At 63.2% G+C, this 26,930-nt stretch carries 26 protein-coding genes and 1 tRNA gene; 9 read left to right on the top strand and 18 right to left on the bottom strand.

Annotated elements, in window-relative coordinates:
• Positions 1 to 326: 326 nt before the first annotated feature.
• The 3 genes from Q8M85_RS12800 (at position 327) to Q8M85_RS12810 (ending at position 4,381) form a co-directional block, all read left to right on the top strand.
• Positions 327 to 680, top strand: coding sequence for a hypothetical protein (locus Q8M85_RS12800; protein WP_305545144.1), 354 nt, complete (start codon positions 327 to 329; stop codon positions 678 to 680).
• Positions 681 to 1,037: 357 nt separating this feature from the next.
• Positions 1,038 to 1,223 carry a hypothetical protein gene (locus tag Q8M85_RS12805; protein ID WP_305545146.1) on the top strand — a complete coding sequence of 62 codons (186 nt, stop codon included), beginning with the start codon at positions 1,038 to 1,040 and terminating at the stop codon, positions 1,221 to 1,223.
• Between the two features lie 14 nt (positions 1,224 to 1,237).
• Entirely contained in the window at positions 1,238 to 4,381 is a 3,144-nt protein-coding gene (locus Q8M85_RS12810; protein WP_305545149.1) for a primase-helicase family protein, read from the top strand.
• A 263-nt stretch (positions 4,382 to 4,644) separates the two neighbouring features.
• Here Q8M85_RS12810 and Q8M85_RS12815 read toward each other — a convergent pair whose 3' ends face one another.
• Genes Q8M85_RS12815 through Q8M85_RS12825 form a run of 3 tightly spaced genes read right to left on the bottom strand, consistent with a single transcriptional unit; the run spans position 4,645 to position 6,654 of the window.
• Positions 4,645 to 5,724, bottom strand: coding sequence for a beta family protein (locus Q8M85_RS12815; RefSeq protein WP_305545152.1), 1,080 nt, complete (start codon positions 5,722 to 5,724; stop codon positions 4,645 to 4,647).
• Positions 5,725 to 5,733: 9 nt separating this feature from the next.
• Entirely contained in the window at positions 5,734 to 6,246 is a 513-nt protein-coding gene (locus tag Q8M85_RS12820) for an ImmA/IrrE family metallo-endopeptidase (RefSeq protein WP_305545155.1), read from the bottom strand.
• Positions 6,247 to 6,255: 9 nt separating this feature from the next.
• Positions 6,256 to 6,654 carry a hypothetical protein gene (locus Q8M85_RS12825; protein WP_305545158.1) on the bottom strand — a complete coding sequence of 133 codons (399 nt, stop codon included), beginning with the start codon at positions 6,652 to 6,654 and terminating at the stop codon, positions 6,256 to 6,258.
• Positions 6,655 to 6,978: 324 nt separating this feature from the next.
• On the opposite strand from Q8M85_RS12825, the gene Q8M85_RS12830 reads away from it, so the two are divergent.
• The 3 genes from Q8M85_RS12830 to Q8M85_RS12840 all read left to right on the top strand — a co-directional run bounded on the left by Q8M85_RS12830 (position 6,979) and on the right by Q8M85_RS12840 (position 11,587).
• Positions 6,979 to 7,653 carry a recombinase family protein gene (locus Q8M85_RS12830; RefSeq protein ID WP_305545160.1) on the top strand — a complete coding sequence of 225 codons (675 nt, stop codon included), beginning with the start codon at positions 6,979 to 6,981 and terminating at the stop codon, positions 7,651 to 7,653.
• Positions 7,654 to 8,157: 504 nt separating this feature from the next.
• Positions 8,158 to 11,394: a phage tail length tape measure family protein gene (locus Q8M85_RS12835; RefSeq protein WP_305545162.1), complete on the top strand. Its 3,237-nt coding sequence runs from the start codon at positions 8,158 to 8,160 to the stop codon at positions 11,392 to 11,394.
• Between the two features lies 1 nt (position 11,395).
• A complete protein-coding gene (locus Q8M85_RS12840) occupies positions 11,396 to 11,587 on the top strand; it encodes a hypothetical protein (RefSeq protein ID WP_305545164.1) in 192 nt (63 codons plus the stop codon).
• Between the two features lie 174 nt (positions 11,588 to 11,761).
• On the opposite strand, the gene Q8M85_RS12845 is transcribed toward Q8M85_RS12840, so the two are convergent.
• From Q8M85_RS12845 to Q8M85_RS12905, 13 genes are all read right to left on the bottom strand, one after another.
• Positions 11,762 to 11,837: transfer RNA gene (locus Q8M85_RS12845), tRNA-Phe, on the bottom strand.
• Between the two features lie 60 nt (positions 11,838 to 11,897).
• Positions 11,898 to 12,074: a DNA gyrase inhibitor YacG gene (locus Q8M85_RS12850; RefSeq protein WP_305545166.1), complete on the bottom strand. Its 177-nt coding sequence runs from the start codon at positions 12,072 to 12,074 to the stop codon at positions 11,898 to 11,900.
• Complete coding sequence (locus Q8M85_RS12855; RefSeq protein ID WP_305545169.1) at positions 12,071 to 13,123, bottom strand: ribonuclease E/G; 1,053 nt, start codon at positions 13,121 to 13,123, stop codon at positions 12,071 to 12,073. Before Q8M85_RS12855 ends, Q8M85_RS12850 begins: the two co-directional genes overlap by 4 nt.
• Positions 13,120 to 13,695, bottom strand: coding sequence for a nucleoside triphosphate pyrophosphatase (locus tag Q8M85_RS12860; RefSeq protein WP_305545171.1), 576 nt, complete (start codon positions 13,693 to 13,695; stop codon positions 13,120 to 13,122). The genes Q8M85_RS12855 and Q8M85_RS12860 overlap by 4 nt, the downstream gene beginning before the upstream one ends.
• Position 13,696: 1 nt before the next feature.
• On the bottom strand, positions 13,697 to 13,915 hold the full coding sequence (infA, locus tag Q8M85_RS12865; RefSeq protein WP_050523081.1) for a translation initiation factor IF-1: 219 nt from the start codon (positions 13,913 to 13,915) through the stop codon (positions 13,697 to 13,699).
• Positions 13,916 to 14,016: 101 nt separating this feature from the next.
• Positions 14,017 to 15,630 carry an AMP-binding protein gene (locus Q8M85_RS12870; protein WP_305545174.1) on the bottom strand — a complete coding sequence of 538 codons (1,614 nt, stop codon included), beginning with the start codon at positions 15,628 to 15,630 and terminating at the stop codon, positions 14,017 to 14,019.
• Positions 15,630 to 16,034, bottom strand: coding sequence for a RidA family protein (locus tag Q8M85_RS12875; protein WP_305545176.1), 405 nt, complete (start codon positions 16,032 to 16,034; stop codon positions 15,630 to 15,632). The genes Q8M85_RS12870 and Q8M85_RS12875 overlap by 1 nt, the downstream gene beginning before the upstream one ends.
• The gene (locus Q8M85_RS12880; protein WP_305545178.1) at positions 16,027 to 16,440 is read right to left on the bottom strand and encodes a thioesterase family protein; all 414 of its coding nucleotides are present in this window, start codon (positions 16,438 to 16,440) and stop codon (positions 16,027 to 16,029) included. Before Q8M85_RS12880 ends, Q8M85_RS12875 begins: the two co-directional genes overlap by 8 nt.
• Positions 16,437 to 17,573, bottom strand: a complete 1,137-nt coding sequence (locus Q8M85_RS12885; RefSeq protein ID WP_305545180.1) for an acyl-CoA dehydrogenase family protein — start codon at positions 17,571 to 17,573, stop codon at positions 16,437 to 16,439. The genes Q8M85_RS12880 and Q8M85_RS12885 overlap by 4 nt, the downstream gene beginning before the upstream one ends.
• Before the next feature lie 69 nt (positions 17,574 to 17,642).
• A complete protein-coding gene (locus Q8M85_RS12890) occupies positions 17,643 to 18,455 on the bottom strand; it encodes an enoyl-CoA hydratase family protein (RefSeq protein WP_305545183.1) in 813 nt (270 codons plus the stop codon).
• Positions 18,452 to 18,880: a MarR family winged helix-turn-helix transcriptional regulator gene (locus Q8M85_RS12895; RefSeq protein ID WP_305545186.1), complete on the bottom strand. Its 429-nt coding sequence runs from the start codon at positions 18,878 to 18,880 to the stop codon at positions 18,452 to 18,454. Before Q8M85_RS12895 ends, Q8M85_RS12890 begins: the two co-directional genes overlap by 4 nt.
• Entirely contained in the window at positions 18,877 to 19,614 is a 738-nt protein-coding gene (locus Q8M85_RS12900; protein ID WP_305545188.1) for an SDR family NAD(P)-dependent oxidoreductase, read from the bottom strand. Before Q8M85_RS12900 ends, Q8M85_RS12895 begins: the two co-directional genes overlap by 4 nt.
• The gene (locus Q8M85_RS12905) at positions 19,611 to 21,896 is read right to left on the bottom strand and encodes a bifunctional salicylyl-CoA 5-hydroxylase/oxidoreductase (RefSeq protein ID WP_305545191.1); all 2,286 of its coding nucleotides are present in this window, start codon (positions 21,894 to 21,896) and stop codon (positions 19,611 to 19,613) included. Before Q8M85_RS12905 ends, Q8M85_RS12900 begins: the two co-directional genes overlap by 4 nt.
• Before the next feature lie 129 nt (positions 21,897 to 22,025).
• Here Q8M85_RS12905 and Q8M85_RS12910 point away from each other — a divergent pair, with 129 nt between their 5' ends.
• From Q8M85_RS12910 to Q8M85_RS12920, 3 genes are read left to right on the top strand one after another with little or no spacing between them, the layout of a single operon-like run.
• The gene (locus Q8M85_RS12910) at positions 22,026 to 23,153 is read left to right on the top strand and encodes a 3-hydroxyacyl-CoA dehydrogenase NAD-binding domain-containing protein (protein ID WP_305545194.1); all 1,128 of its coding nucleotides are present in this window, start codon (positions 22,026 to 22,028) and stop codon (positions 23,151 to 23,153) included.
• Positions 23,150 to 24,325, top strand: a complete 1,176-nt coding sequence (locus Q8M85_RS12915) for an acetyl-CoA C-acyltransferase (RefSeq protein WP_305545197.1) — start codon at positions 23,150 to 23,152, stop codon at positions 24,323 to 24,325. Before Q8M85_RS12910 ends, Q8M85_RS12915 begins: the two co-directional genes overlap by 4 nt.
• 54 nt (positions 24,326 to 24,379) lie before the next feature.
• Entirely contained in the window at positions 24,380 to 25,486 is a 1,107-nt protein-coding gene (locus Q8M85_RS12920; RefSeq protein WP_305545200.1) for a hypothetical protein, read from the top strand.
• Here the strand turns inward: Q8M85_RS12920 and galE are convergent, their stop codons facing one another.
• Positions 25,487 to 26,473, bottom strand: coding sequence for a UDP-glucose 4-epimerase GalE (gene galE / locus Q8M85_RS12925; RefSeq protein WP_305545203.1), 987 nt, complete (start codon positions 26,471 to 26,473; stop codon positions 25,487 to 25,489).
• Positions 26,474 to 26,488: 15 nt separating this feature from the next.
• Positions 26,489 to 26,930 (bottom strand): calcium-binding protein (locus tag Q8M85_RS12930; RefSeq protein WP_305545205.1); only part of this gene is annotated, 442 nt, incomplete at its 5' end.

The raw sequence follows: 26,930 nt of genomic DNA on the forward strand, positions 1-26,930 counted from the left end.
CCCGACTTGTCGCGTTTTGCCGCCTTCGGCCCGCCCCGACGTGACAGCGTCCGCCCCTTTGTGGGAGGCGGAACGGTGACAGCCGAAGAGTACCGGGCAGTTATGGCGGCGTTGTTCCCGTCGCAGGCCATAACGGCGGACGGGCGCAACCGTCTCATGCGCGCTCACGACAGGGCTATCGCCCCCCACAAGTAGTTAGCCTGTGGGCCGCGCTTGTGGCCCACGGAGACCGGCGGCGGGGCCGCTGGTAGGGCGCGTACAGCGCCCACGGCGGGCCGGTTAGGTCGGATCCGCCCCTCACAAAACCATCATCGAAAGGACGCGTCATGAATGACGTACTTATTGCTGCCACCGAGAGGCAGTTTCTCACCGAGGCTACATTTTTGTTCCGGGAATTCGCGCAAGACGCGCAATTCAACTATACCCCTCAGCGGGCCGTTATCCGGTTTCGGATGCCCGACCTGATTCAGCTTGTCGGCACCAAATACGCCCGGATGATCGCCCGCAGGGCCGGGTTTTCGCCCGACGATGGGGCGCTCTGGTATCGCTCCTATGGGCGTGGCGAGGGTGAGGCCACCATGGACGTGGGCCTACTTGCGGACGCCATGAACGAAGCCCTGTTTGACCTCGACCCGCTTGGCCTCCTAGCGCCGCTTCTGGTCGGTAGGTCGCAGGTATGACCCCGCGCGAGGCAGCTTCACGGCGGGTCGCTTCCGACCGTGCGAGGATCGCAGCCGCACGAAAACGCCGGGAAGAATTCGTCCGGAAATGGCGGAATGCTCACGCCCTTCGAAGCCGGTTTTCGGCGGAAGATGTGGCCGAGGAAGAGCTTCGGCTTCAAGCTGAGATCGCGGAAAGGCTGGCCGAAGGGATGGTGACGAAGTGTCTGACGCCGAGTCTTTTCGACGCTTGAGCTTCAAGCCGAAAGGCAGGCTCTAAGCCTCAAATTCGGCTTGAAGCCTAATAAAATCAAAGACTTGACTCCCGTTCGGCGATTCGGGTACAGGGTTTGACACCCATCGAAAGGACCACAGAACATGAACGTTACACCGATCCGCAGAGCGACCAATGAACAGACCGCAGAGCAATGCGAGTCCGAGCTTGTGATCCTGTCCGCCGCCCTTCACGACGCCGCACTTCGTGGGGTTCCGGGGGTGTCGGACGTCCTGAAATTTTCACGCCGAATCCACGAAACAGCCGAACGGCTGGCCACCCTGACCTGAAAGAAAGACAGCCCTTGACCGACCTGACCCCTACCCTGATTGAATCGATGCTGGCCCATGTAGGGCCGGACCCTGACCCGACCTTTGGCGACGTCACCTATGACGAAGCCGGGCGGGTGAACGCGGAGTCGATTGCGGACTCCATCCTCGATCTACAGCGGACCCGTACCGAGGCCGTTGACCCCGACACCGAGTCCTTGGAACTGCTTGGCCGTTTGGCGCGGGACCTTATGAACGATCCGACCGAGGAAGAGATACTGGCACTTTGGCGAGAGGCCGTGGACCGCGTCAGCGGTTTCGCGACCGAAAGCGATGTTGCGCCGCAGGAACCGACCGAGACGAAGTTGAACGACGCCGAATTGCTTGGGGTCGAAACGGATGCCTTCAACGCGCTTCTGGAAAAGGACGCTACCCTTCTCCTTGGGGAGATGTGGGGAGCCAAAGACCGGCGGAACACGCAGGACGAAGACTGGAAGGCCGTCACGATGCCGTGGGCCAACTGGATCGTTGGCGGTGACGGCAACAAGAATGCCGCTGCATGGGGCTTCTCTCGCCACCCTGTGGGCAAGGACAAGGCCGGTGCATCAGTCGTGCTGGGATCGTCGCTGGGCGGCGCACGCAAGACCAAGGCGATGGACACCATGTTCGCGCTGGGCCTCGACATCGACGCCGGGTTCCCGCTGGACGCTATGCTGGATAAGCTGGAGGGGCTGGGCCTCTTCTGCCTCGTTTACACGTCTCACAGCCACGGAAAATCCGGGCTGACGTTGAAGCATGACGAGGTCTTCCGTAAGCTTAAGATCAAGCCGTCCGAGCTGACCAAGCCACAGATTCAGCGGTTCCTCCGCGAGCACGACAAGAACCGGTACGAAGAGTCCTTCATCGCGAAGGTCGAGATCACCAACGCGAAGAAGCAGACCAAGGAAGGGCTGGTCATCGAGCTGTCGACGCCTGCGTTGGACAAGTATCGTTTGATTTTCCCGTTGAGCAAGCCTGTCAAGATCATCGACCTCGCTGATACGCAGGCAGCCGCGCTGGAAGTCTGGGAAGACAAGATCACAGGCATGGCCCGTGAAGTCCTAGACGTCCACTTTGATACCTCGTGCACCGACCCCTCGCGTTTGTTCTACACAGGCCGTCACGCCAAGGATGCCGAGGACTGGTATTGCGCTGTCGTGCGTGGTGATCCTCTGAAGTTTGAGGACGTTCCGGTCATGCGGAAGTCCGCATACCTGAACACCCGGAAGACAGCAAACCTGAACGCCTTCGAGAAGGCAGGGGGCGCGGGCGCTCACGATGGTGAGCGCGCGCCACAGGCCTTCACACCCTCAGGGGCGTCCCTGAACGACTGGCACTACAAGGCCAAGGAACGCTTCCAGATGGCGGACCTTGTGGAAGACTTGTGCGCCGATCACATCCGGAATGCCGGTGGCGAGGCGCAGGGCCATGTCCACATCGAGTGCCCCTTCGAGCACGAGCATTCGTCCGAGGGCGGCACCGCCACGATGGTGGTCAACGCACTGGACAGCCAGAACGGCTACTGGACGTGGTTCTGCAAGCACGACGCTTGTCAGGGGCGGCACAAGCTTGCCTTCCTTGAAGAGGCGCTGCGGCAGCAGTGGTTCGATGAAGAGCAGTTGTTCGGCGACAGCGTGTATATGCTGGAAGGCCCGGACGATCCGGACGAAGTTATCGAAGATGACGGCGAAAAGATAACACCCTCTCTGGACCCCGCCGCGCCCCTTGGCAGGACCGCGAAACAGAAGCTTGCCAGCCTTTCCGCCCGGTTCAAGCTCGTGAACTACAAAGGCAAGGTGTTAGTGATCCGCAACGTTGATCGGGGCGGGATGTTGGCGGGTGACGACATTCTGGAATTCTGGACGAAGCCCGCGCTCAAGGACTTCTATGCGCACGAGGCTTGGGCCGAAGGCGAAGGCAAAGACGTAAAGTGGATCAACCCTGTTGATCGCTGGTGGACCACCGATGCGAAGCGGCATTCACGCGTTGTATTCGATCCCTCCGAACGCCCGCGCGAGTACGACGTCAACCTGTACAACAAGGACTTGTTGACGCTCGTACCGGCCCCCGGCGACTCCACTCCGATACGGGACTTTATCCGAGATGTAATCTGCGGCGGGGATGTGCCTGCATACAACTGGGTAACGCTGTATCTTGCGCACATGGTCCAGCGTCCGGCCGAAAGGCCCGGTACTGCACTAGTGTTGTATGGCCCCGGCGGCGTCGGGAAGGGCACATTCGGACGGATTGTCCGGCGTTTGGTGGAACCTTACGACCTTCTCGCAACTCATCCGGAACACCTCCTAGGGCGGTTCGCTGGCCCGTCGCTGGCCACAAGCATGTGCGTCGTGTCGGAAGAAGCGGTCTTCGGAAAGTCAGCGGAAGCCGCTGATCAGTTGAAAGGCATGGTCACGCAATGTGACATGCGAGTGGAAGCAAAGCAGGTCCAGTCCGTCCAGATGGACGTCTTTTTTAGGATCATCATCGACAGCAACCACGACGCGGCGGTGCGGATCGAAGGGAACAACAGCGAGCGCCGCTACATGGTCCTGAATGTCGGTACGTCCATGCAGGGCGACCGGGACGCGTTCAAGTCGCTGTACGAACACATCGAAGGCCCGGCGATGGCTGCATATGCCGCATGGCTGAGACAGTGGGTACCGGCGTCAGCCGGGTTGGATTGGTCAGACGTCCGCACGGCCCCGGTCACCGCCGCCCGTAAGCAAATGTTCGTTGAAAGCCTGAGGGTCTCTGACAAGTCGTTTCTGCGGATGTTGGAAGACGGCGAATTTGTCTGGCGGGATGGGGCACAGACCTTCCGGATCGTTCTGGGCGAGGGTGAGAACCGTATCCCGGCCCGCGCGCTGGACGAATGGGTACGCAGCCTTGCAGGTCGGTATGACAGCGACCTGCGACCGGCTGCGGCGGTCTGGAAGCGTATCTTCGGGGTGGAGCTGGACCGACCCAAAGCCGCGCGGTTGACGGGTGAGCGACAGACCCTTGACGAAGGCGCGACGGATGCTGAGTACGCTTGGCAGCCGTTCGGATTCAACACGCCGATGTACCATCTGCCGGGCTTGGGGGTCATTCTGGACATGATCCGGGACCGGACTGGGCGGGTTGCCGAGGTGGAGAATTGACCGGGGGCGGCGTCAGCCGCCCTTTTGTTGTAGATGTTGTAAAGTCGATTCTTCCAAGTGCTTGAAATCAAAGGAATGTTGCAAATGTTGCTTGTTGCAGCGTTCCGGCGGTTCGCAAGGATTTTCCGCGCGGGCGTTTCCCCGTCGATGCGTGTCCTGCCACCGCTGTTTTGTGGTAGTTATTATTCTTACAACAACAACAACATTTACAACAAAGGGAAAGACGGGGCCTCTCGCCCCATGGTGTCCAACCGCGTCAGCGGTCAGTCTTCCCAATCTTCGTCAAGGTTCATGCCACTTGGGTTGCCAGCGTCGTAGAAAGCTTGACGGTGAAGGTGGATGTTCACACGCGCCGCAACATTCTTCTGTGGAGTGTCGATCCCTAGTGCAGGGCTAATCGTAGTGTTCACTATCTGGACTTCTCCCCATATGCCAAGGTTCCCGTCCCAATCCGCGCTATCAACGATTTCCTGAGCCGCTCTCTTGAATCCCCAACCCTGAGACTTGTTGCGAGATATGTCCCAAGCGCTTTGAGTGGGATAGTCTACCCTGTCCAGCGGACGACTCGCAAATCCGCCCGGTTCACGCGGGCGGGTACTACCCCAATCTCCATAAATTATCCGCGCTCTGTTGGCCCAACGTTGTCGAATCTGATCCAGCAACACGCGATTGCCGAAGGGAACTTGGTTTATGCCGCCATCGAAATCAGTGAAGAGCTTCGGCATGGATGTACAAGAAAGTACGATAGGTACATTCGCGTCGATTGCTTGAAGGTGGCCCCCGATCATGCCGTCAAACCAGACCGCCAAGCTAAGAGGGTCTTGCACCCACCCACCCTCAAGCAGAATGACGTAGTCAGCAGCACCTGATGCAGCGAATGCTGAGACGACCTCCGCCATGTTGCCGGGCATCCGGTTCATGAAGATGCGCATGCAGTAGGTGCGCTCCGCCTCCTGAAAACGTTCAATCTGTGTACGAATGTCAGCTTCGGATTGTCCCCGCGTCTGTACGCAAGGCCAGACCCATTTTTGTTCAACAACAAAGTTGCACCAGTTCTCGAATGCATTGGCTGGATTGAGCAGCGCGACCAGCTCTTGCTGCGGTCCGCTTTCCATGTTCGTAAATTCGTAGTCTCGATCAATGTCGAGAAAGTAATTCTGGTGCCTTAGGGCTTTCTCGACCCTGTCTAGAGACTTCTGCAAAGAAGAGGAGTTAGCCCAAGGCGCGAGAAGGATGCAGGGGGCCATCCGTTCCTTCGTCGCGCCGGGCAGAAACTCTAGACCATTCATCTCACTGGCTCGTATAGCCAGCGTAGGAACGTAGGTCTTGTTCTCTAGGACCATGTTTGCTCGTTATGCTTCGACAAGAGTTGACAGCTTGATTTCCATCGCAGCTTTCGACACTTCGAAGCTAGAAGCAAGCCCTTCAATCGTAGCTTCAGTCACCAGCCCTCCGAACTTCTCACTCAGTTCTTTCTCTATAAGGTGCATGGGCATGACGATTTCCGCCGCTAACCTGTTCGCTTCAAACTCAATCCTCTCTGGCGCACCAGAGCGGTAGAGAACCGTATCAGTAATGCCATCGGGCGAACTGTCTATGATGTTGCGGTGGAGTAGGTAGTGGGCCAGCTCATGCCCGATTGTGAAGCGCTGACGTTCGCGAGCTTCATTCCGATTGACACGGATAACGTAGTTGTCCCCCTCACGCGAAATCTGCCCTGACACGCCAGTGGGCATGCTAGAGACCCGGATCGCAACACCAAGGTCTTTGGCGAGTTGACCGATTCTGACTGGATACTCGCTCATATACTGAGCAAGGATTGTCCTCTCTTCGGGTGAAATCCTGCCAAGTTCTTTCAAGCCCATGTCTGCCTCCTACCGATTTCCATCATCTTCTTGGTCGAACCCTGCCTCCAGCTCCGCGACTGTGGGGTTAGCGCGACGAGCAATTAGCAGCTTGTTAATTCTCTCGTTGAACGCATCTTCCGATAGCGCTTCGTCTAGCTTCTTGGTTGCAGCTTTCGCCGCTTCCTCTTTAAGTTCGCGGAAGGTGTACGCCGCAATCAGGCCGATGCCGATTGCCAGCGCAGCGAGAACCACCGTAATTCCTGTAAGCATTACGCTCAGGAAGCTCAGGTACGTTGGCAGGCTGATGACCGGTTCTTCTTGAGTGCCGGGGATGCCATCAACCTTGTCGACCATCCCCAAAGAGATCAAAAGAAAGCAGACAATCGCTCCGCCCATGAAGACCGCGATGTACGTCGCCGCCTTCACTCTCTCGATCCCACTACCACCATCTTTTGCTTGCCTGCTATATTTGTTCTCGTTGTGTTCTTGTCAAGTATAAACTAACTCTTGACACGCGAAAAGCCCGTAAACGCGGCAGACCTGAGTTTCATCATCTCTCAAACACCTTCGCAGCCGCCCTCGACCGGCGTTACAGCAACTTTTCTTGTACGGTTGTATAACAGGACGAGACGCCGCGAAATGGTAATCGATCCCCACGGAAGCCATTGAAATGACTCGCGAATCATGCAGGTCGCGTGATATAAACCTGCGTAACGGTCGTTGCGCCGGTCTATATTCGGAGGGTTTGCCTTGAAGATCGTTACCTACCGCCGCGTGTCGAGTGCATCCCAAGGCCGCAGTGGCCTAGGGCTGGAAGCTCAAGAGGCAGCTATTGCCGCCTATGCCGCCGCTAACGCGGCCCATATCGTCGGCTCTTTCACCGAGGTGGAGTCGGGCCGGAACAACGCTCGCCCGCAACTGCAAGCCGCCCTCAAGCTCGCCCGCGTAACCGGCTCACGGCTGGTGATTGCCAAGCTTGATCGTCTGTCCCGAAATGCCGCATTTCTCCTGAATCTACAGGAGTCTGGAGTGGATTTCGTGGCCTGCGACAACCCCACCGCCACACCCCTGACAATCGGTATCCTCGCTCTTGTGGCACAGGACGAAGCCCGCGCCATTAGCGAGCGTACCAGAGTCGCACTGAGGGCAGCAAAGGCCCGTGGGCAGGCCTTGGGCAACCCGAACGGTGCCGCTGCCCTGCGTCGCGCTGGCAAGGGAAATGGTGCATCCTGTGAAGCACAACGCAGTGACGCGGTCACGCGCGCCCACGACCTCTCAGACGTACTGGCAGACGTGCGAGCCTCTGGAATTACTACCCTTACGGACATGGCGGCAGAGTTGAATAAGCGGGGCATCAAGACGGCGCGGGGTGGGAAATGGTATGCAACCACTGTCAAGAATGTACTCGACAGGCTTGCAGGCTAAGGTGCTGGCAGACCGAGGCGAGACGCAGAGATAGAAGCTATAGCTTGTGGTCGTGCCCCGCGTCAGCGGGACAAAACCACAAAATATAGTGTCCGGGGGCCCGTGACGGGATACCGGGGTGGCCCATCGAAAGCGGGCAGTAGCAGTGGAGAGACGTTGCAGCAACTTTTGCCCTTCCACTATGCAACTTTCGGCTTCAAGCCGACTTTCCCCGTTGCGATGGTTGCTCTGTCAAGTAATTCCCCGGAAGCCCGTACCCCCTATTCGGAATTGCGACTGCCCTCCAATTATTTAGAATTTGGACCGGATAATTGTTGCGAACCGTTCAGGCCGTTTGCGTGACATTCGCCTCAATTCGTGAGACTATTCTTAAGTCAAGGCGGTCGATTGGGGCGCGGGTTTTTCTCTTTCCTTCCCGCGCCCCGATTATTCAGACCTCCCGGCCCTGACAAATCCCTAATGACACCGCGCCGCCCCGACCGGCCAAGCGCGAAAGACCGCCTCTTGTCCGAAACCCACACTCTCCATTTGAAGATCGACCCGACTCAAGCTGAGTCCGGGGCGAAACGCTTTACCGGCGCGATTGCCGCCGTCGCGAAAGCCGTGGAATCCCTCGAACGGGACACCACTGGCGCATTCTCGAAACTGAACAAGGTTGACGTTTCTCGGTTGACCGATGCCGAGGCCGCTATCCGCAGAACCGGCAAGGCTGCCGGGGGCCTCTCGACCGCCCTGACGGGCGCGGGCAGCGCTTCCGACCGCGCCGCCGCAGATATTCGCAGGCTCGCCCTCGCATCCACAAACGCCTTGCGCGTCTCGACCGATCAGGCTTCCCGTTTGCGCGACCGCCTTCTTTCAGTTGGCGATACCGCAGGCCTCGCGAAGCTCGAATCCGGTCTTGCCCGCCTTCGGTCCAACCTGATCGCCGCCACCTCTGGCCTAGACGTCCGGGAAGCTCGCGCCGGGTACGCTGACCTCGCATCGGAACTCAACAGAACCGCCAGAGAAGCGGAACGGTTGAACGCGATTGCCATCGCCGAAGAGCGAGCACTTGAGCAAGCCGCCCGCGCCGCCTCGACACATGCCGACGCCCTGCAACGCCTTCGTGCGGCCCATGATCCGATCTACGCGTCAAGTCAGCGCTACGCCGTCGCCCTGTCAGAAATCGACTCCTTGGTCGCTGCGAACGTGGTCAGCGAAGCCCAAGCCGTTGCCATGCGCGACCGTGCGGCACAGTCCTACCTGACCGCTGGCAATGCAGCCGACATGTACGCCACGCAGTCCCGCCACGCGGCCATGGCCTCGCAACAGGTCGGTTTCCAGCTTAACGATATCGGGGTGATGCTGGCTGGGGGAATGTCGCCTCTGTCCATCGCCGTAGGACAGGGTACGCAGCTTGCCCAGACGTTCCAAAGTTTGGGCAAGGGTTCGTCCATTCTCTCGACCCTAGGAGGGGGCTTTATGGCCCTCCTATCGCCTGTGAGCTTGATCACTATCGGGGTGATCGGGTTCGGTTCTGCAATCGTCCAGTGGATGATGTCAGGCAGTGACGAAACCCGGTCATTCTCAGACGCTCTGGGGGACGCCAATAGCTCCATTTCGGCAGTCAGACAGGCTACCGACCTCCTAGCCGGGGCGTCCCTTGGAAGCCTTGCAGAGGGCTATGGGCGGGTGAATGCCGAGCTACAGACTCACCTCGAAAAGCTTCAGGAAATCGCCCGGATCGAAGCGACGCAGAAAACGTCTGCGGCCCTGTCCGCCGTGGGTGACGAATTCCTAGGCGGCTTCTTGACCACTGACGTGGACGATATGCGCATAGCATTCTCGACCACAAACGACGAAGCCCGAGTCCTCTTGGGCATGCTTGAACAGATCAAAGCCGCGCGGACCTTCGAAGAGCAACTAGCCGCTGTCACGGCGATGCGGACAGAGGTGGAATCGGTAACGGGCGGAATCAAGAAAGCAGAGGGCGGGGCGCTCGCATTCCTAACCCAACTCCTAAAGGCCGAAGACGCAGGCATGCGTCTCAACGCCGCCACGGATGGCACAGCGGGGGCTGCGAACAATGCCAGCGGGGCCGCGTCTGGCCTCGCCTACACCATCGGCACGGCGGCTGACGAAGCCGCCAGACTCCTTGGCAACCTGAACAGCGTTCCCGGCGCATTGGCGGCTATGGGGCGCTCTGTCCAAGGCCAGATTGAGTCCATCCGCGCCCAGAATTCAGCGCTCAACTACGAACTGTCCGAAGGCCTGTCCAGCGCCGCAGCCAACCGCCGGGTACAACTTGACACGATGGTCACGACTGCCGGAACACGCGGACAGAAACTGAACTTCGACCAGATCGCATCCGAGTATCAGGCTATTGCCGAACTGGACGCGGCTTCGAAAGAAACCGACCGACTCCGCTCTGAGATCAGCGAGAAAAACAAACCCGCCAAGTCTGCCGGTGGAGGTGGCGGGCGAGCGGGCGGACTCAGCGAGGAAGCCAAGGCCGCAGACGAACTCAACAAGAGTCTGACGGAACGCCTGACTGGACTCGAACAAGAACGGGTGACGCTTCAAGCCCTCGCCCAGAACCAATTCGAAAGCGCAGAAGCCGCAGAGCTTTTCGCTCAGGCCATGGTCGCAGGAGGCGGCGCTGTAGACGCCCAGACAATGGCGATGATCAAGCAAATCGACGTCGCCGCCAAGCTAAACGAAGAGCTTAAGAAGGCCGCGCGGGACCCGGTCAAGGAATGGATGGACTCCGTTCCCAACTGGCTTGAGGCCGGTAAGCAGATCGAAATGGGGGCAATCGACTCCCTGAAATCGACGCTCTCCGACTTCATCAAGACGGGCAAATTCGACCTCGAAAGCCTTGGGGAGTCGATCCTTGGACTCGTCGCCGATATCGTCGCTGATAAGGCCGTCAAGGAATTGATGACCTTGATGGGCCGTGGGGAACAGTCCCCGACCGGCGGCTTTGGCGGCATGCTGGCAGGACTCTTCTCTTCCACAGGCGACACCGAGATTCCGGGGTTTGGTGGTGACGCCGCAGCAATCGCCACAGGCGGACAGCAGGCCGGTACGACCATCGCCACCAGCATGACAACCGCAGGCCAGCAAGTGGCAATGGATATCCAAGCCGCAATGACCTCTGGGGGACAGCAAGCAGGCGGAGCCGTCCAGAGTGGACTCGCGGCAGGTTCAACCAACGTCCGCACGGCGGCACAGACGGGCCTCGCCACGGGTTCAAACAACATCCGCATCGCGTCCAGCACGGGCGGGGCAGAGCTAGGCCGTGGCGTTGTACAGGGTGCCCAGCAAGGCGCACCTATCCTGTCTGCGGCAGTCGCGGGCGGGGCCGGTGGAGGTGGCGGGGGCGGAATGTTCTCTTGGGAAAGCCTCCTAGGAATGGCAATCGGCGCATTCTCGGAAGGCGGCATGAGCAATTCCCCTGTCGGGTTCGCAAACGTGTCTCCGTCCGCATTCCGGAACGCCCCGCACTTCTCTCAGGGCACGGCAAACACGTCAGGCATCCCGGCAATGCTCCACGATAACGAAGCGGTCATCCCCCTGAGCAAGGGTCGGAAGATCGGGGTCGAGCTTAACGGGGACAGCGCCGGGGGCGGGCAGACCGTGGTCCAGAACATGAGCTTCAATTTCCCGAATAGCGACGCAGACAGCTTCAAGCGCAGCAAGTCACAGGTCGCCGCCGACATGGCTTCCGCTGGCCAGCGCGCCGCGCAAAAGAACCGATAGGATGACCATGATCAAAGGACCGGGACACCGCCACCCTACAGGCCAACATGAGCCAATCTTTGAGAATGACGCAAAGCGGCTGGCACGACTTTTCGCCGCCAAGGTTCCTGTCATTGCCGTGGGGCTGCACCACTACCGACTTGGCGGGCCTCTGCCGCCGGGGTTCGTGTGGGATGAAGAGGATTCGGCTTGAAGCCGAAGGCAGGTTTTTGCCATGCTTTTTGCCATGCCAATAATGTACGAAAAGCCGGAATCGATCAAGAATTCGTACATTTCGGTTTTTAGCCGAGCCTACTTTTCGGCCTCGCGAAAACCGCGCAAGTCGCTGAAGCTAAACAGCTTTTCGGCACTTTTCGGGGGGTGTAAGTGGTGCCCAGAGCCGGAATCGAACCAGCGACACGCGGATTTTCAATCCGCTGCTCTACCAACTGAGCTATCTGGGCACCGTTTGGTGGGCGGGTGATACCCAAGCGGCGGGGGGCTGTCCAGTGGGAAAACGTCTCTCAATGCGCCTTCGGCGGGGTGGCGTCGGGCTGCTGTTCTTCGGCCTCTTCCTCGGTCTCGGCAGGGAGACGGTAGCTCTCATTGAGCCAGCGGCCAAGGTCCACATCAGCGCAACGGCGCGAGCAGAACGGGCGGTAATCGGCGGCAGTGGGCTTGCCACAGATCGGGCAGGTCATGGCAGGCCCCCTGGCAAAAGCTCGGACAGTGGCAGGCGGTCGCGCTTGCGGGTCATTTCGTAAAGCCCAAGCGTGGTCCAGCCCGCGAGGTTTGCCTCGCCGTCGGTCTTGAAGGCCGCTTTAAGGACCTGGTCTAGGATATGCCGGTCGCGTTTCGGCATCGGGGCGAAATCCACGACGATCTGGCCGCCAAGGCCGCGCAGGCGCAACTGACGCGGCAGGTCGCGGGCGGCGGCTATGTTGGCTTTCAGCGCGGCAGCGGGCGAGGTATCGGGGCCGGTGTTCACGTCGACAGATACCAGCGCACGCGTGGGCTCGATCATCATGTGACCGCCAGCCTCCAGAGCGACATGCGGGGCCCGCAGGGCATCCAGCATCTCGGACACGCCGTGGCGTTCAAAGCTTTCGGGATCGGTGTCGGCGTCGTCGACGGCCGGGTCCAGCCAGTCGCGGAACGCGAGATCATGTGCCGTGGGGCCGTCGACCAGAAGCTCGGGCGGGCCGGACGTGTCGGCCAGCACGGCTTCGGCCAGGCCACGCATCGCCATGATATCTTCGGCGATGGCCTGGTCCTCGGCCTCCAGGCAGCCAGAGCGCAGGATCAGGCCCAGACGCTCGCTTGCGCCGGCCATTCCGGTCTGCGCGAGGTCGGAAAGGTCTGCCCGCCGCTCTTCGTCCTTGATCTTGCGCGAGATGTTCAGACCCGGCGCGTCGGGCGTGATGATCGCAAAGCGGGATTTGAACAGCAGTCGCGACGTGACGGGGATGGCCTTGCCAGGTTCGGCCGGGCCGGTAACCTGGACCAGAAGCCGCTGGCCCGGTGCCACGCCAGAGATCTGCCGAAGAAAGCCCGAAGCGCCGTCCGGCAGCTTGACGAAGATGCCACCCTGCCCCTTGACCGGACGGTCGGCCACAGCGCGGTAAATCGCACCAGGGATCGCCACATCGCCCAAGGGGTCGATGGCCAGCTCTTCCAGTTGCCCGTCGACCAGCAATGCCGCTGCCTGGCGACCATCGATTTCATCCAGAACCAGCAAGCGGCCCTTCATTCCTGCCTCCAGACCGGGTAGCCGATCGCTGTCAAAAGGGCCGCCGTCTCGGCGACGGGAAGGCCCATGATGCCGGTGAACGACCCCGAAATCCACGGGATGAACGCCCCCGCCAGCCCCTGAATTCCGTAGCCGCCCGCCTTGCCTTGCCATTCGTTGCTGGCAAGATAAGCGTTCATCTCTGCATCCGAGAGGCGCTTCATCTTCACCGTGCTCAGGGATTCCCGCACCAGAACCCGGTCGCCACGGCGCACGGCAATTCCGGTGATGACCTGGTGGCGCCGCCCGCCAAGAGCCGTCAGGAACTGGGCCGCTTCGCCCGCATCCGCCGGCTTTCCCAGGATGCGGCGACCAACAGCGACAGTGGTGTCAGCGCAAAGAACCACGTCCTCCGGCCCCGCCGGGACCGCGCGGGCCTTTTCCTCGGCCAGCCGCAGGCAATAGGGCCGCGGAAGTTCACCCTTGCGGGGGTCCTCGTCGATGTCGGGGGGCAGGATCAGGTCGGGTACGATGCCAAGCTGCGCCAGAAGCTCTTTCCGGCGCGGGCTTCCCGATCCCAGAATGAACCGCAACTTATTTGAAGCGGTAGTTGATGCGACCCTTCGACAGGTCGTAGGGGGTCATTTCGACCTGGACTTTGTCACCGGCCAGAACGCGGATGCGGTTCTTGCGCATCTTGCCTGCCATCACCGCGATCAACTCATGGCCGTTCTCGAGTTCGACCCTGAATGTCGCGTTCGGCAGGAGTTCCTTCACGACACCGGGGAATTCGAGAATGTCTTCCTTGGCCATGGTCTCTCCATTGCAGATGGGCCCGCAGGTTGGTCCCCGCAGGCTTCCGGGGGGCGATATGCCCCTGATGGGGCCGGGATTCAAGCGGAATCTGGACGAGGTCAGCTTCGCAGGCGGAAACGCTGGATCTTCCCGGTCTGCGTCTTTGGCAAGGCATCGGTGAAAACGACCCGGCGGGGGTACTTGTAGGGCGCGATGGCGCGCTTGACGTGGTCCTGCAAGATCTTGACCAATAGCCCATCGGGCGAGTGCCCCTGGGCCAGCACGACATGCGCCTCGACGACCTGGCCGCGTTCGTCGTCCGGCGCACCCACGACGGCACATTCCAGCACGGCGGGATGGGACAGCAGGGCGGCTTCAACCTCTGGCCCCGCGATATTGTAGCCCGCGCTGATGATCATGTCGTCGGACCGCGCGGCGAAATGGAAGCGGCCGTCTTCGTCCTGCCAGAAGCTGTCCCCGGTCAGGTTCCAGCCGTCCTTCACATAGGCCTTCTGCCGCTTGTCCGCGAGATAGCGGCACCCCGTCGGCCCGCGCACGGCCAGCCGCCCGACTTCCCCGCGGGGAAGGTCCGCCATGTCATCGCCGACGATCTTCGCCTCGTATCCCGCAACGGGCCGCCCGGTGCAGGCGGGGCGGTGGTCGTCGAAGCGGTTGGTGATGAAGATGTGCAGCATCTCGGTCGCGCCGATCCCGTCCAGCATCGGCTTGCCGGTCTTCGCCATCCACTCCTCGTAGACCGGGCCCGGCAGGGTTTCCCCAGCACTGACGGCGGCGCGCAGCGAGGACAGGTCGGCGCCTTCTGCCATCGCCTTCAGCATCACCCGGTAGGCGGTCGGCGCGGTGAAACAGACCGTCGCCCGGTGCTTCTGGATGATGTCGATCATGTTCGGCGGGCTTGCCTGTTCCAGAAGCGCCGCCGCCGCCCCGAAGCGCAAGGGAAAGACCGCCAAACCGCCAAGTCCGAAGGTAAAGGCCAGCGGCGGCGAGCCGACGAAGACATCCTCGGGCGTGACGCCAAGAACCTCTTTCGCGTAACCGTCGGCGATGATCATCAGGTCGCGGTGGAAATGCATCGTGGCCTTGGGCTCGCCCGTCGTGCCGCTGGTAAAGCCCAGAAGCGCAACATCGTCACGCCCCGTCGGCACCGCCTGGAACTTCACCGATTTCGACAGTGCCACCCGGTCCAGCTCGGCATCATGGTTCGCGGTTCCATCGAACCCCACCACCGTCCGCAGGTGGCGCGACCCCTTGGCGCAGGTGACCAGTTCCTCCATCAACCGGGTGTCGCACAGGGCATGGCTGATTTCGGCCTTATCGACGATGGCCGACAACTCTCCCGCGCGCAGCATCGGCATGGTGTTGACCACGACCGCCCCGGCTTTGGTCGCCGCCAGCCAGCAGGCCACCATCGCGGGATTGTTGGCCGACCGGATCAGGACGCGGTTGCCGGGCCTGACCCCATAGTCCTCGACCAGCGCATGCGCGATGCGGTTCGACCAGTCGGTCAGCTCCTTGTAGGTCCGGCTGCGGCCGTTGCCGATCAGCGCGGTGTTGTCGCCAAAGCCCTTGGCCACCATGGCATCGGTCAGCTCCACGCCCGCGTTCAGCAAGTCGGGATAGTCGAACCCGTCCAGCCGGATCTCGGGCCAATCCTCGGGCGCGGGCAGGCGGTCGCGGGTGAAGCTGTCGCTATGTCCGGTCGGTCCAAGCATCACGCAACCCCCTTAGGAATGACGGCCGTCGCCTCGATCTCGACGCGGGCCCGGTCCTCGACCAGCGCCACCACCTGCACCAGCGCCATCGCCGGATAGTGCCGCCCGATCACCGCCTTGTAGACGGCGCCAAGCTCTTTGAGGCTGCCAAGGTATTCCCGCTTGTCGGTCACATACCAGGTCAGCCGCACCAGATGCTCTGGCCCCGCCCCCGCCTCGGCCAGGACCTCGACAATCGACCTCAAGGCCTGTTCCACCTGGCCCACGAAGTCGTCGGTCTCGAACTCCTGATCCGCGTTCCAGCCGATGATCCCGCCGGTAAAGACCATCCGGCCCTCCGCCGCGACACCGTTGGCGTAGCCCCGCGCCGGTTTCCAGTGCTTCGGGTGAAGGACCTCATGCATCCTGCGTCTCCCTGTATCGCTCTAGCGCCGCCCGCATCTCTGCCGGCCAGGGCGCGGCCTTCATTCCATCTATCCAGGCAAGCGTCATGCCGACCTTCAGTCGCAGCCCGTCGTCCCCGTGCCCCTCGATCCACATCTTCACCGAAGAGCCGCCGACCTTCTCCACCCGCAGGCGGAATCGCACCTTTTCGCCCAGCCGCGAGGGCCGCTGGAAGACCGCTTCCATCGCCACTGTCGGCACGCCGTTCGACGCGCCAAAATGCATCGCCGCGAAGGACCGCCCGACCACATCGGCGAAGAAGTTCTCGATGACCGAATTCACCATCTCGAAATAGCGCGGGTAAAAGACGATCCCCGCCGGGTCGCAGTGGTTGAACTCGATCTGGATGATGCGCTCGTAGGTCACCCCAGGATGCTCCGCGCGATGACGATGCGTTGCACGTCGCTGGCGCCTTCATAGATCCGCAGCGCCCGGATCTCGCGGTAAAGGCTTTCCACCGCGAACCCGTGCCGCACCCCGTCGCCGCCATGCAGCTGGACCGCCATGTCGATCACCCTTTGCGCGGCCTCGGTGGCGTAAAGCTTTGCCATCGCCGCCTCGCGGCTGACCCTTGCGGCGCCCTGGTCCTTCACCCAGGCCGCCCGGTAGACCAGCAGCGCCGAGGCGTCGATCTCCAGCGCCATGTCGGCCAGATGCCCCTGCACCAGTTGCAGGTCACTCAAAGCCTGCCCCTGGATGCGCCGCGACTGCGTGCGCGCCAGTGCCTCATCCAGCGCGCGGCGCGCGAACCCCAACGCCGCTGCGCCCACGGTGGATCGGAACACGTCCAGCACCGACATGGCGATCTTGAACCCCTCGCCAGGTTTGCCGATCAGTGCGGTCTCCGGCAACTCCACCCCGTCAAGCCGCAGATGCGCCAGCGGATGCGGGGCCATCACCTCGATCCGGCTGACCACCTCCAGCCCCTGCGTCGCCGCCGGCAGCAGGAACGCAGACAACCCCTTCGCGCCCGGAGCCTCGCCCGTCCGCGCGAAGATCACATAGACATCCGCGATCCCGCCGTTCGAGATATAGGTCTTCTCGCCCGAAAGCCGCCAGCCGCCCTGCACCCGTTCGGCCACCGTCGCCGTCGCTGCCACGTCGGACCCCGACCCCGGCTCGGTCAGCGCAAAGCCGGAAATCGCCTGCCCCGCCCGCGTCTGCGCCAGCCACTCCCGCTGCGCCGCCGTCCCGAACAGGCTTACCGCCCCCATCCCCAGCCCCTGCATGGCAAAAGCGAAATCCGCCAGCCCGTCATGCCGCGCCAGCGTCTCGCGGATCAGACAAAGCGAGCGCACATCCAGCCGCTCCCCCTCGCCCGCGCCCGAGTGCTGCAACCAGCCTCCGGCACCCAGCGCCGCCACCAGCCCCTTGCAGGCCGCGTCCACATCGTCATGCGGCACCGGCAGGTTGGCCGCGCACCAGTCTTCCAGCCCCGCCGCAAGCTCGCGGTGGCGGGGCTGGAAAAACGGCCAGTCAAGGAAACTCCGGTCACTCATTTCATCTTTGCCCAAATATCCTCCGCGTGCGGTCACGGTTGCGCCATCGGTTCAGGAAACCGGGGACGCTCAGTCCCCCTGAAACACCGGCTTTTCCCTGGCCACGAAGGCCCGGTAGGCCCGTTCAAAGTCCTTCGTCTGCATGCAGATCGCCTGCGCCTGGGCCTCGGCCTCGATCGCCTGCTCCAGACCCATGTTCCATTCCTGGTTCAGCTGCGTCTTGGTGATCCCATGCGCAAAGGTGGGTCCGGTCGCCAACCGCCGCGCCAGCACCAGGGCTTCGGCCTCAAGCGCCTCTGCCGGATGCAAGGCGTTCCAGAAACCCCAGGCGTGGCCCTCTTCGGCCGCCATCGTCCGCCCGGTATATAGCAGCTCTGCCGCCCGCCCCTGCCCGATGATCCGGGGCAGCATCGCGCAAGCCCCCATGTCGCAGCCCGCCAGCCCAACCCTGGTGAACAGGAACGCGCATTTGGTGGCCGGAGTCGCCAGCCGCAGGTCCGAGGCCATCGCGATGATCGCACCGGCCCCCACGGCCACCCCGTCCACCGCCGCAATGATCGGCTTGCCGCAGGAAATCATCGCCTTGACCAGGTCCCCCGTCATCCGGGTGAACGCCAGCAGGTCCTTCATCGGCAGCCCGATCAAGGGGCCGATGATGTCGTGCACATCCCCGCCCGAGCAGAAGTTCCCCCCGTTCGAGGCAAAGACCACCACGTCCACGTCGTCCGCATAGACCAGTGCCCGAAACGTATCGCGCAATTCGGCGTAGCTTTCGAAAGTCAGCGGGTTCTTGCGGTCCGGCCGGTTCAGGCGGATCACCGCGACGCGCTCCTGAACTTCCCACAGGAAGTGCTTAGGCACGAGGCCAGCCATCTTGGTCATCGTCCCATCCTCTTCAGGATTCCGGTCATCTGGTCCAATTCGTCGTCGGTCAGCCCTGCGAACAGCCGCGCCACTTCGGCCTCATGCCCTTCGGCCATGATCTCGAAGGCCACCGTCCCCGCCGTCGTCAGCGCGACATGAACCGTCCGGCGGTCCACTTCGCTGGGCGTGCGCAGGACCAGCCCCTCGCCCTCCAGCCGGTCGACGACCGCCGTCGCATTGCCGTTGGACACCAGAAGCATCCGGGAAAGCTCGCTCATCGTCACGCCCTCGCGGCGGCGGTAAAGCGCCGCCATCACGTCGAAGCGCGGCAGGGTCGTTTCGTGCTTCAGCCGCAGGTATTCCCGCAGCTCGTTTTCCGCAGCCCGCGTCACGCCCAGCAGGCGGATCCACATCTTGAGCCGCCGCTTCGACCCCTCGCTCATACCTCGCCCCCCGAGATCGAAAGGCAGGCCCCGTTCACGCCCGACGCGGCATCCGACGCCAGATACAGGGCCGCAGCCGTCACTTCCGATGGTTGGTAAAGCCGCCCTTGCGGGCTGAGGCCCTCCAGCGCCGCCCGCGCCTCCGCCAGCGTCTTGCCGGTCTTCTCGGCAATCACCTGCACCGAATGATCGGTCATCGGCGTGTCCAGAAACCCCGGGCAGATCGCGTTCACCGTGACCCGCTTCCGCGCCACTTCCAATGCCAGCGACCGCACCAGGCCCACCACCCCATGCTTGGCCGCCGCATAGGGCGCGACCTTGGCATAGCCCTTCAGGCCAGCCGTCGAGGCCACGGCGATCAGCCGCCCTTCGGCGCGAAACTGCCCCAGCGCCTCGCGGAAGGTCAGGAAAACCCCGGTCAGGTTGACCGCGATCATCGCGTTCCACTGGGCCAGTGTCGTCTTCGCCATCACCCCAGAGTCTGCCGCCCCCGCATTGGCGATGACGATGTCGCAAGGGCCGGCCTCCTTGTACATCCGTTGCACGGATGTCTCGTCGGTAACGTCGGCCTGCACCCATCGTGCGCCGAGCGGTTCTGCCACGGCGCGCAGCGCGTCGGCCCGGCGACCCGAGATCACAACTTCCGCCCCCGCCCCGGCAAAGCCACGCGCCAAGTCGGCCCCGGCACCCGAGCCGCCCCCGGTGATCAACACGCGTTTACCGGCCAGGGTCATGCGCGGATCGCCTCCTGCGCGCGGGCTTGCAGCCGCAAAGCCTGGTCCCGGCCGTTGAGATACGGGTTCGGCCAGAAGACCCTGTCATCCCCCGCCTGCACCGCCGCATGCAGCGTCCAGTAGGGGTCGGCCAGATGCGGTCGGGCCAGCGCCACCAGATCGGCGCGCCCCGCCAGCAGGATGCCATTGACCTGATCCGCCTCGGTGATGTTGCCGACCGCGATGGTCGCCAGACCCGCCTCGTTGCGGATGCGGTCGCTGAACGGTGTCTGGAACATCCGGCCATAGACGGGCTTTGCGTCAGTGGAGGTCTGCCCGGCGCTGACGTCGATGATGTCGGCCCCTGCAGCCGAGAAAGCCTTGGCGATCTCGACCGCTTCGTCCGGTGTCACCCCGCCGTCACCCACCCAGTCGCTTGCCGAAATTCGGACCGACATGGGCTTTGCCGCAGGCCAGGCCTCTCGCATCGCCCGGAACACCTCCAGCGGATAGCGCATCCGGTTTTCAAGGCTGCCGCCGTAGTCATCCGTGCGGATGTTCGATTTGGGGCTGATGAATGAGGAAATCAGGTAACCATGCGCCGCATGAAGTTCGATCATGTCAAACCCGGCCCGCGCGGCCATTAGTGTCGAGGCAACGAACTGGTCCCTGACCATGTCCATGTCCGCGCGTGTCATCTCGCGGGGGACGGCGCTCCGGTCGGTCCACGGGATCGCGCTGGCGCTCATCACCGGCCAGTTGCCGTTCGGCAGAGGGGCGTCGCCTTCCTCCCAGCCCAGCTGTGTGCTGCCCTTGCGTCCTGAATGGCCGATCTGGCAGCAGAGCTTGGCCTTTGTTTCGGCGTGGACGAAATCGACCAGCCGCTTCCAGGCCACCTCATGCTCGGGCGCGTAAAGTCCCGGACAGCCGGGGGTGATCCGACCTTCGGGCGACACGCAGGTCATCTCGACATAGACCAGCCCGGCCCCGCCCTTGGCCCGCTCGGCGTAATGCACGAAATGCCAATCGGTCGGGCAGCCATCGACCGCCTTGTACTGCGCCATCGGCGAGACGACGACCCGGTTCTCCAGCCGCATGTCCCGCAACTGGAACGGGGCGAACAGGGGCTGGCGGCCGAGCTGACCACCCGCCTGCGACTGGAACCAGTCTTCAGCCTTGCGCAACCACTGCGGGTCACGCAGGCGCAGGTTTTCATGACTGATCCGCTGGCTGCGCGTCAGCAGCGAATAGGCGAACTGCATCGGCGCCATGTCCAGGTAGCGCTCGACCCGCTCGAACCACTCCAGGCTGTTGCGCGCCGCCGATTGCAGCCGCAGCACCTCGACCCGGCGCTCGTCCTGGTAGCGCTGGAAGGCCGCCTCCAGCGTCGGTTCGGAGTGCAGGTAGTCCGCCAGCGCAATCGCCGAATCCATCGCCAGCCGCGTGCCCGACCCGATCGAGAAATGCCCCGTCGCCGCCGCATCGCCCATGAGGACGACGTTCTCGTGATACCAGCGCTGGCAGATCACGCGGGGGAACTGCATCCAGACCGCACTGCCGCGCAGGTGTGCCGCATTGGACATCAGTTCATGCCCACCCAGATGTGCGGCAAAGATCTTGCGGCAGGTCTCGACCGTTTCCTCCTTGGTCATGTCGGCAAAGCCCCAGGCATCCCAGGTCTCGGGCAGACATTCGACGATGAACGTCGCGGTATCGGCGTCGAACTGGTAGACGTGGGCCCAGACCCAGCCATGTTCGGTGCGTTCGAAGATGAAAGTGAAGGCGTCATCGAACTTGGCCTTGGTCCCCAGCCAGACGAACTTGCAGAGCCGCGTGTCGATGTCGGGTTGGAAGACCTCGGCATATTCGCGTCGAACCAGCGAGTTGATGCCGTCGGTCGCCACCACCAGGTCGTATTCCTTGCGGTAGTCCTCGGCGGTGCGGAACTCGGTCTCGAACTGCAGGTCGACCCCCAGCTCGCGCGCCCTGGCCTGAAGCAGGATCAACAGCGTCTTGCGCCCGATCCCGGCAAAGCCGTGCCCACCCGACACCGTGCGGACCCCGTCATGGATCACGGCAATGTCGTCCCAATAGGCAAAATTGGACCGGATCGATTCGGTCGACTGGGGGTCGTTCTTCTGCATCCGCCCCAGCGCATCGTCCGACAGCACGACCCCCCAGCCGAATGTGTCGTTCGCGCGGTTCCGCTCGAGCACCGTGACCTGGTGCGAGGGGTCGCGCAACTTCATCGAGATCGCGAAGTAAAGGCCCGCCGGCCCGCCCCCAAGGCAGAGAATCTTCACCTGATACCCCCGAGTCCTGTTCCCCGAAAGCCTGCCATCCGCCCGCAACAATTTCAAGCTTGAAATTTCTAGCTTGAAATTCCTCGGTGCTGGTGCAGGATGCGCAAGAGATGACTCGGAAACACTGGAATGACTGATCTGCCCATCATCGGCGTCGTCGGACTTGGGACGATGGGGCTTGGCATTGCGCAGGTCTATGCGCAGGCGGGCTTCCCCGTGATTGCGACCGACGCCCATCCCCCGGCCCGCAACACTGCACGCGACCGGCTGGCCGCTGCGCTGGATGCCCGGGTGGCTGCGGGCAAGTTGACAGATCCCGGCCGCGCCGCCGTCCTATCCCGCCTGACGGTAGCCGAGGACCTGACCACTTTCGCCCCTTGCAGTCTGGTGATCGAGGCCATCGCCGAGCAACTGACGGCAAAGCGCAGCCTCTTCGCCGCGCTCGAGGACGTCGTTTCCACCAAGGCAATCCTCGCCACCAATACCTCCTCGCTGCCGATCCACGCCATCGCAGATGGCTTGCGACACCCCGACCGTGTCCTGGCGCTTCACTTCTTCAACCCGCCCACCGCGATGAAGCTCGTGGAAATGGCGCCCCAGGCCGCCACCGATCCCGGCGCTCTCGCCAAGGCGAAAGCCTGGACCGAGGCCGCAGGAAAGACCGTGATCCACTGCCCCGACCGCCCCGGCTTTATCGTCAACCGCTGCGCCAGGCCCTACTACGGCGAGGCGCTGGCACTGCTGACCGAAGGCCGCAGCCCCGCCGAGATCGACGCCGCCATGACCGCTGCAGGCTACAGGCTTGGCCCCTTCGCGCTGATCGACCTTGTTGGTGCCGACATCAACCTGGCCGCGACCGAAGGGATGCAGACCGCGATGCAGGGCCATCCCCGCTATCACGTCTTTCCGCCGCTGAAAGCCCAGGTTGCCAGCGGCAACCTGGGTCGCAAGACCGGGCGCGGCTTCATTTTTCCAGACCCGCCTGCCCCGCCCCCGCCCGATGCCCAGGCCATCGCCCTGCGCATTGAAGCAGCCCTCGCCAACGAGGCCCACTGGTTGCTTTCCGACGGCGGCACCACGCCCGAGAGCATCGACACCGCCATGCGCCTTGGCCTGAACTTCCCGCGCGGGCCGTTCGAGGCCCTGGCACGCCACGGTCGCGCAGCCATCCTGGCTGAACTCTCCCATCTCCGTGCCGCTGCCCCGGACGCCCTGAAACCCCGCTACGACCCCGCACCGGGGCTGGAGGCCGCATGACCGAGGTCTTTCTCTGCGCCCACCGCCGCACGCCCATCGGCCGCTATGCGGGGGCGCTTGCCCCGGTCCGCCCCGACGACCTTGCCACCCTGGTCATCAACGGCCTTCTTGATCTGCACGACCTGCCAGTCGACGAGGTGATCTTCGGCTGCGCCAATCAGGCCGGCGAAGACAACCGCAACGTCGCTCGGATGGCCGTCCTGCTTTCCCGCCTTGGCCCGACGGTCCCTGCGCTGACGGTGAACCGCCTCTGTGCCTCGGGTCTTGATGCCGTGATCATTGGCGCCCGCACCATCCGCGACGGGGCGGCGGACGTCATCATCGCAGGCGGCGTCGAAAGCATGTCCCGCGCGCCCTTGGTGATGCCCAAGGCCGAGACCGCCTTTGCCCGCACGCCCGAGATCTTCGACACGACAATCGGCTGGCGCTTTGTCCATCCCCGGATGGCGCAGACCTGGGGCACCGACAGTATGCCCGAAACTGCCGAAAACCTTGCTGCCGAACATGGGATCAGCCGTCTGGACCAGGACCGCTACGCTGTTCTTTCCCAGACGCGCTATGACGCCGGATGGCACGCGAAAGACATCCTTCCCGTTACCATCCAGGGCCGGAGAGCCGACAGCATCGTCTCTGCCGACGAACATCCCCGGCCAACCACATTGGAGAAACTGGCCGCCCTTCCCACACCGTTCCGAAGGCCCGGCACCGTGACAGCCGGAAACGCCTCGGGTGTCAACGACGGGGCGGCGGGCGTCCTCCTTGCCTCCTCTGCCGCCGTCCGCCAGTACGGCCTCACCCCCCTGGCCCGCATCGGTGCCGCCGCATCGGGTGCAGTCGAACCCCGCGTCATGGGCATCGGTCCGGTCGAAGCCGCCCGCCGTCTGACAGACCGCACCGGGCGCGCCGCGCAGGACCATGACGTCATCGAGCTCAACGAGGCCTTCGCCGCGCAGGTGCTGGCCTGCATCCGCGCCTGGGGCATGAACGACGACGATCCGCGCCTGAATTCCTGCGGCGGTGCAATCGCGATGGGCCACCCCCTCGGCATGTCCGGCGCCCGCCTTGCTGGCACCGCCGCCCGCCGCCTGGCCGAGAGCGGCGCGCGCTCCGCCCTCGTCTCGCTTTGCGTCGGTGTCGGACAGGGCGTCGCGCTGGAGCTTTTGCCCGCCTGATCTTGCGCGTGGGCTGGGCTGGCGGCTAGCCTGCAGCACAGGAAAGGGGCCGCCATGACCCAGACACTCAGCGCCAAAGGCATCCGCATCGCCTTCGCCCCGCGCGGAGGGGTACTTCAAAGCATGGAAGTCACCGATGAGGGCTCCACCATCGCCCCCCTCCACAAGGCCCCCTGGTCCGCATCCGAGGTCCCCGCCGACGCCCCGCCCCATCAGGCCTGGCTTGCCGGAGACTTTCTCGCCGCCCCCTTCGGCGTCGGCACGGACGACCTCCACGGTCTCTCGGCCAATGGTGATTGGCGCATCGTCCCTGCCTCGCCCGGAACGCTCCGCGCCGTTCTTGACGGTGCGATCCAGGGTGCGACCGTCATCAAGGAGCTGTCGCTTCAGGACGACCACCCCTTCGTCTACCAACGCCACCTCTTCATCGGCGGCACCGGGGCGCTCCCCGTCGCCAATCACGCGATGGTCGCGCTGCCCAACGGCGGCAAACTCTCTTTCTCGCGCAAGCGCTGGTGGGAAACCCTGGCCGAGCCGCTGGAGACCACCCGCGGCCGCTCGCGCCTCGCCTACCCCCGCCGCGCCGAGGACGCCACCGAGTTTCCCACTGCGGACGGCGGCACGGTGAACCTCCACCGTTATCCTTGGGGTGAAGCGCACGAGGACTTCGTCGCCGGGATCGAGGACCCCGCCTCGCGCCTTGGTTGGACGGCTGTCGTCCGACCTGCGGAAGGCGATCTTTTCCTATCGCTCCGCAACCCGGCGCAACTGCCGATGACGATGCTCTGGCATTCCAACGGAGGGCGCGACTATGCCCCCTGGAACGGTCGCCATTCGGGCTGCCTCGGGGTCGAGGAAGGCGCGGCCCTTCCGATGCTCGGCCTGTCATCCCGCGAGACCCCGGATCCGCTGACCGCCGCCGGCCAGCCCGGGCAGATGACGCTGGATCCGCAGGGCTGCATCGACATCCGCCACGTGATCGGTGCGATCCGCTGGCCCTCGGGCCAGTCGGTCGCGGGGGTGATGCTGGAAGGCGACGTGCTTGCAATCACCGGCGATTGGGGGGCCGAGCGGAAACTGCCCCTGCGCGGTGCCTGGCTTGGCATCGGCAGGCAGCAGTCGTCAGCAAAGCCCAGATCCGCGCTCGACTGGGACCTCTGATTACGCGTCGAACCCCGGTTTCTGGGCCCAGGCCCAGGCATCGCCGATCATTTGCCGCAGGGTGGATCGCTGCGGCTCCCACCCCAGTTCCTCGATCGCATGGGTCGAGGATGAGACCAGCGCCGCCGCATCCCCCGGGCGCCGGGCGCCGATCACCACCGGCACCTCCCGGTTCGTGACCATCCGGCTGGCCTCGATCACTTCGCGGACCGAGAACCCGCGGCCCGTGCCAAGGCAGAAGACGCCATCACCCTTCCCGTCCAGCAGCCGCCGCAGGCCCAGGACATGCGCATCGGCCAGATCCGAGACGTGGACATAATCCCGCACGCAGGTGCCGTCCGTCGTCGGATAATCCGTTCCGAACACCGTCAGCGCCGGGCGCTTGCCTGCCACGGCGTCCAGCATCAGCGGTATCAGATGTGTCTCCGGCAGATGCTGCTCTCCGGCCTCGCCCTCGGGGTCGGCCCCAGCCACGTTGAAATATCTAAAGATCACATGGGAAATCCCTGCGGACATCCCGAAATCACGCAGCATCTGTTCAATTGCCAGCTTCGATCCGCCATAGGCGTTGATCGGCCGTTGTGGCGTCTCTTCGGTCAGCATGACCCCGTCCTGGTCGCCGTAGGTCGCGCAAGTCGAGGAAAAGACAAAGTTCCGCACCCCAGCCGCCGCGCAGGCCTCCAGCAGGTTCAGCGCCCCCCCCACATTGACCCGCCAGTAGAGGCCGGGGTCCTTCATCGATTCGCCCACCAGCGACAGCGCCGCGAAGTGCATGACCGCTTCCGGGCGGTACTGCGCCAGTGCCGCGTCGATGCTGCCCCGATCCATGAGGTCGCCTTGCGCCAACGGCCCCCACTTGACCGCGCCCTTCCATCCCGTCGAGAGGTTGTCGAAGACCACCGGCTCGAACCCGGCCCGCGCCAGCGCCTTGCAGGCATGCGATCCGATATACCCCGCTCCGCCCGTCACCAGCACCCTGATCGCCATAAGAACCGCCGTGCCTCACATGAACAGAATGTCATCCAGAAGCAGGTTTGCGTCGAAAATTCCATGAATGTCCAGACTATTCCCATTGCCGAAATCGAAGTGTAGCCCTGCATCGGTCACAGTTGCGCCGGATAGGATACTGGCTACGGTCGGGGCCACGCCGGACCATAGTGCCCGGTCAAGGACGATCTTGTCTTCGTTGTCGCGGAAGTCGGCCACCACATCCGCCCCAAGAGAAAAGACGAACGTATCGGCCCCCGCCCTGCCCTCAAGCCAGTCGTCCCCCTCCCCGCCCTCCAGCCTGTCATTTCCAGTTCCCCCGTCCAGCGTGTCGGCCCCCGCCCCGCCGATCAGCGTGTCGTTGCCGTCCTCGCCGTAAAGCCGGTCGTTGCCCGTGCCGCCCTCCAGCCGGTCGCCGTCGCGCCCGCCGTAGAGCAGGTCGTCGCCCGCGCCGCCG

Source organism: Tabrizicola sp., from assembly GCF_030694085.1.
Taxonomy (GTDB): Bacteria; Pseudomonadota; Alphaproteobacteria; order Rhodobacterales; family Rhodobacteraceae; genus Tabrizicola.

What these genes read in the sequence shown, in the direction of transcription:
- Q8M85_RS12910 (WP_305545194.1), top strand. Translation starts at nt 22,026, where the DNA reads ATGACTGATCTGCCCATCATCGGCGTCGTCGGACTTGGGACGATGGGG.
- Q8M85_RS12875 (WP_305545176.1), bottom strand. Translation starts at nt 16,034, where the DNA reads ATGCATGAGGTCCTTCACCCGAAGCACTGGAAACCGGCGCGGGGCTAC.
- Q8M85_RS12920 (WP_305545200.1), top strand. Translation starts at nt 24,380, where the DNA reads ATGACCCAGACACTCAGCGCCAAAGGCATCCGCATCGCCTTCGCCCCG.
- Q8M85_RS12900 (WP_305545188.1), bottom strand. Translation starts at nt 19,614, where the DNA reads ATGACCCTGGCCGGTAAACGCGTGTTGATCACCGGGGGCGGCTCGGGT.
- Q8M85_RS12800 (WP_305545144.1), top strand. Translation starts at nt 327, where the DNA reads ATGAATGACGTACTTATTGCTGCCACCGAGAGGCAGTTTCTCACCGAG.
- Q8M85_RS12840 (WP_305545164.1), top strand. Translation starts at nt 11,396, where the DNA reads ATGACCATGATCAAAGGACCGGGACACCGCCACCCTACAGGCCAACAT.
- Q8M85_RS12890 (WP_305545183.1), bottom strand. Translation starts at nt 18,455, where the DNA reads ATGACCAAGATGGCTGGCCTCGTGCCTAAGCACTTCCTGTGGGAAGTT.
- infA (WP_050523081.1), bottom strand. Translation starts at nt 13,915, where the DNA reads ATGGCCAAGGAAGACATTCTCGAATTCCCCGGTGTCGTGAAGGAACTC.
- Q8M85_RS12885 (WP_305545180.1), bottom strand. Translation starts at nt 17,573, where the DNA reads ATGAGTGACCGGAGTTTCCTTGACTGGCCGTTTTTCCAGCCCCGCCAC.
- Q8M85_RS12895 (WP_305545186.1), bottom strand. Translation starts at nt 18,880, where the DNA reads ATGAGCGAGGGGTCGAAGCGGCGGCTCAAGATGTGGATCCGCCTGCTG.
- Q8M85_RS12855 (WP_305545169.1), bottom strand. Translation starts at nt 13,123, where the DNA reads ATGAAGGGCCGCTTGCTGGTTCTGGATGAAATCGATGGTCGCCAGGCA.
- Q8M85_RS12820 (WP_305545155.1), bottom strand. Translation starts at nt 6,246, where the DNA reads ATGGGCTTGAAAGAACTTGGCAGGATTTCACCCGAAGAGAGGACAATC.
- Q8M85_RS12805 (WP_305545146.1), top strand. Translation starts at nt 1,038, where the DNA reads ATGAACGTTACACCGATCCGCAGAGCGACCAATGAACAGACCGCAGAG.
- Q8M85_RS12850 (WP_305545166.1), bottom strand. Translation starts at nt 12,074, where the DNA reads ATGACCTGCCCGATCTGTGGCAAGCCCACTGCCGCCGATTACCGCCCG.
- Q8M85_RS12870 (WP_305545174.1), bottom strand. Translation starts at nt 15,630, where the DNA reads ATGCTTGGACCGACCGGACATAGCGACAGCTTCACCCGCGACCGCCTG.
- Q8M85_RS12915 (WP_305545197.1), top strand. Translation starts at nt 23,150, where the DNA reads ATGACCGAGGTCTTTCTCTGCGCCCACCGCCGCACGCCCATCGGCCGC.
- Q8M85_RS12815 (WP_305545152.1), bottom strand. Translation starts at nt 5,724, where the DNA reads ATGGTCCTAGAGAACAAGACCTACGTTCCTACGCTGGCTATACGAGCC.
- galE (WP_305545203.1), bottom strand. Translation starts at nt 26,473, where the DNA reads ATGGCGATCAGGGTGCTGGTGACGGGCGGAGCGGGGTATATCGGATCG.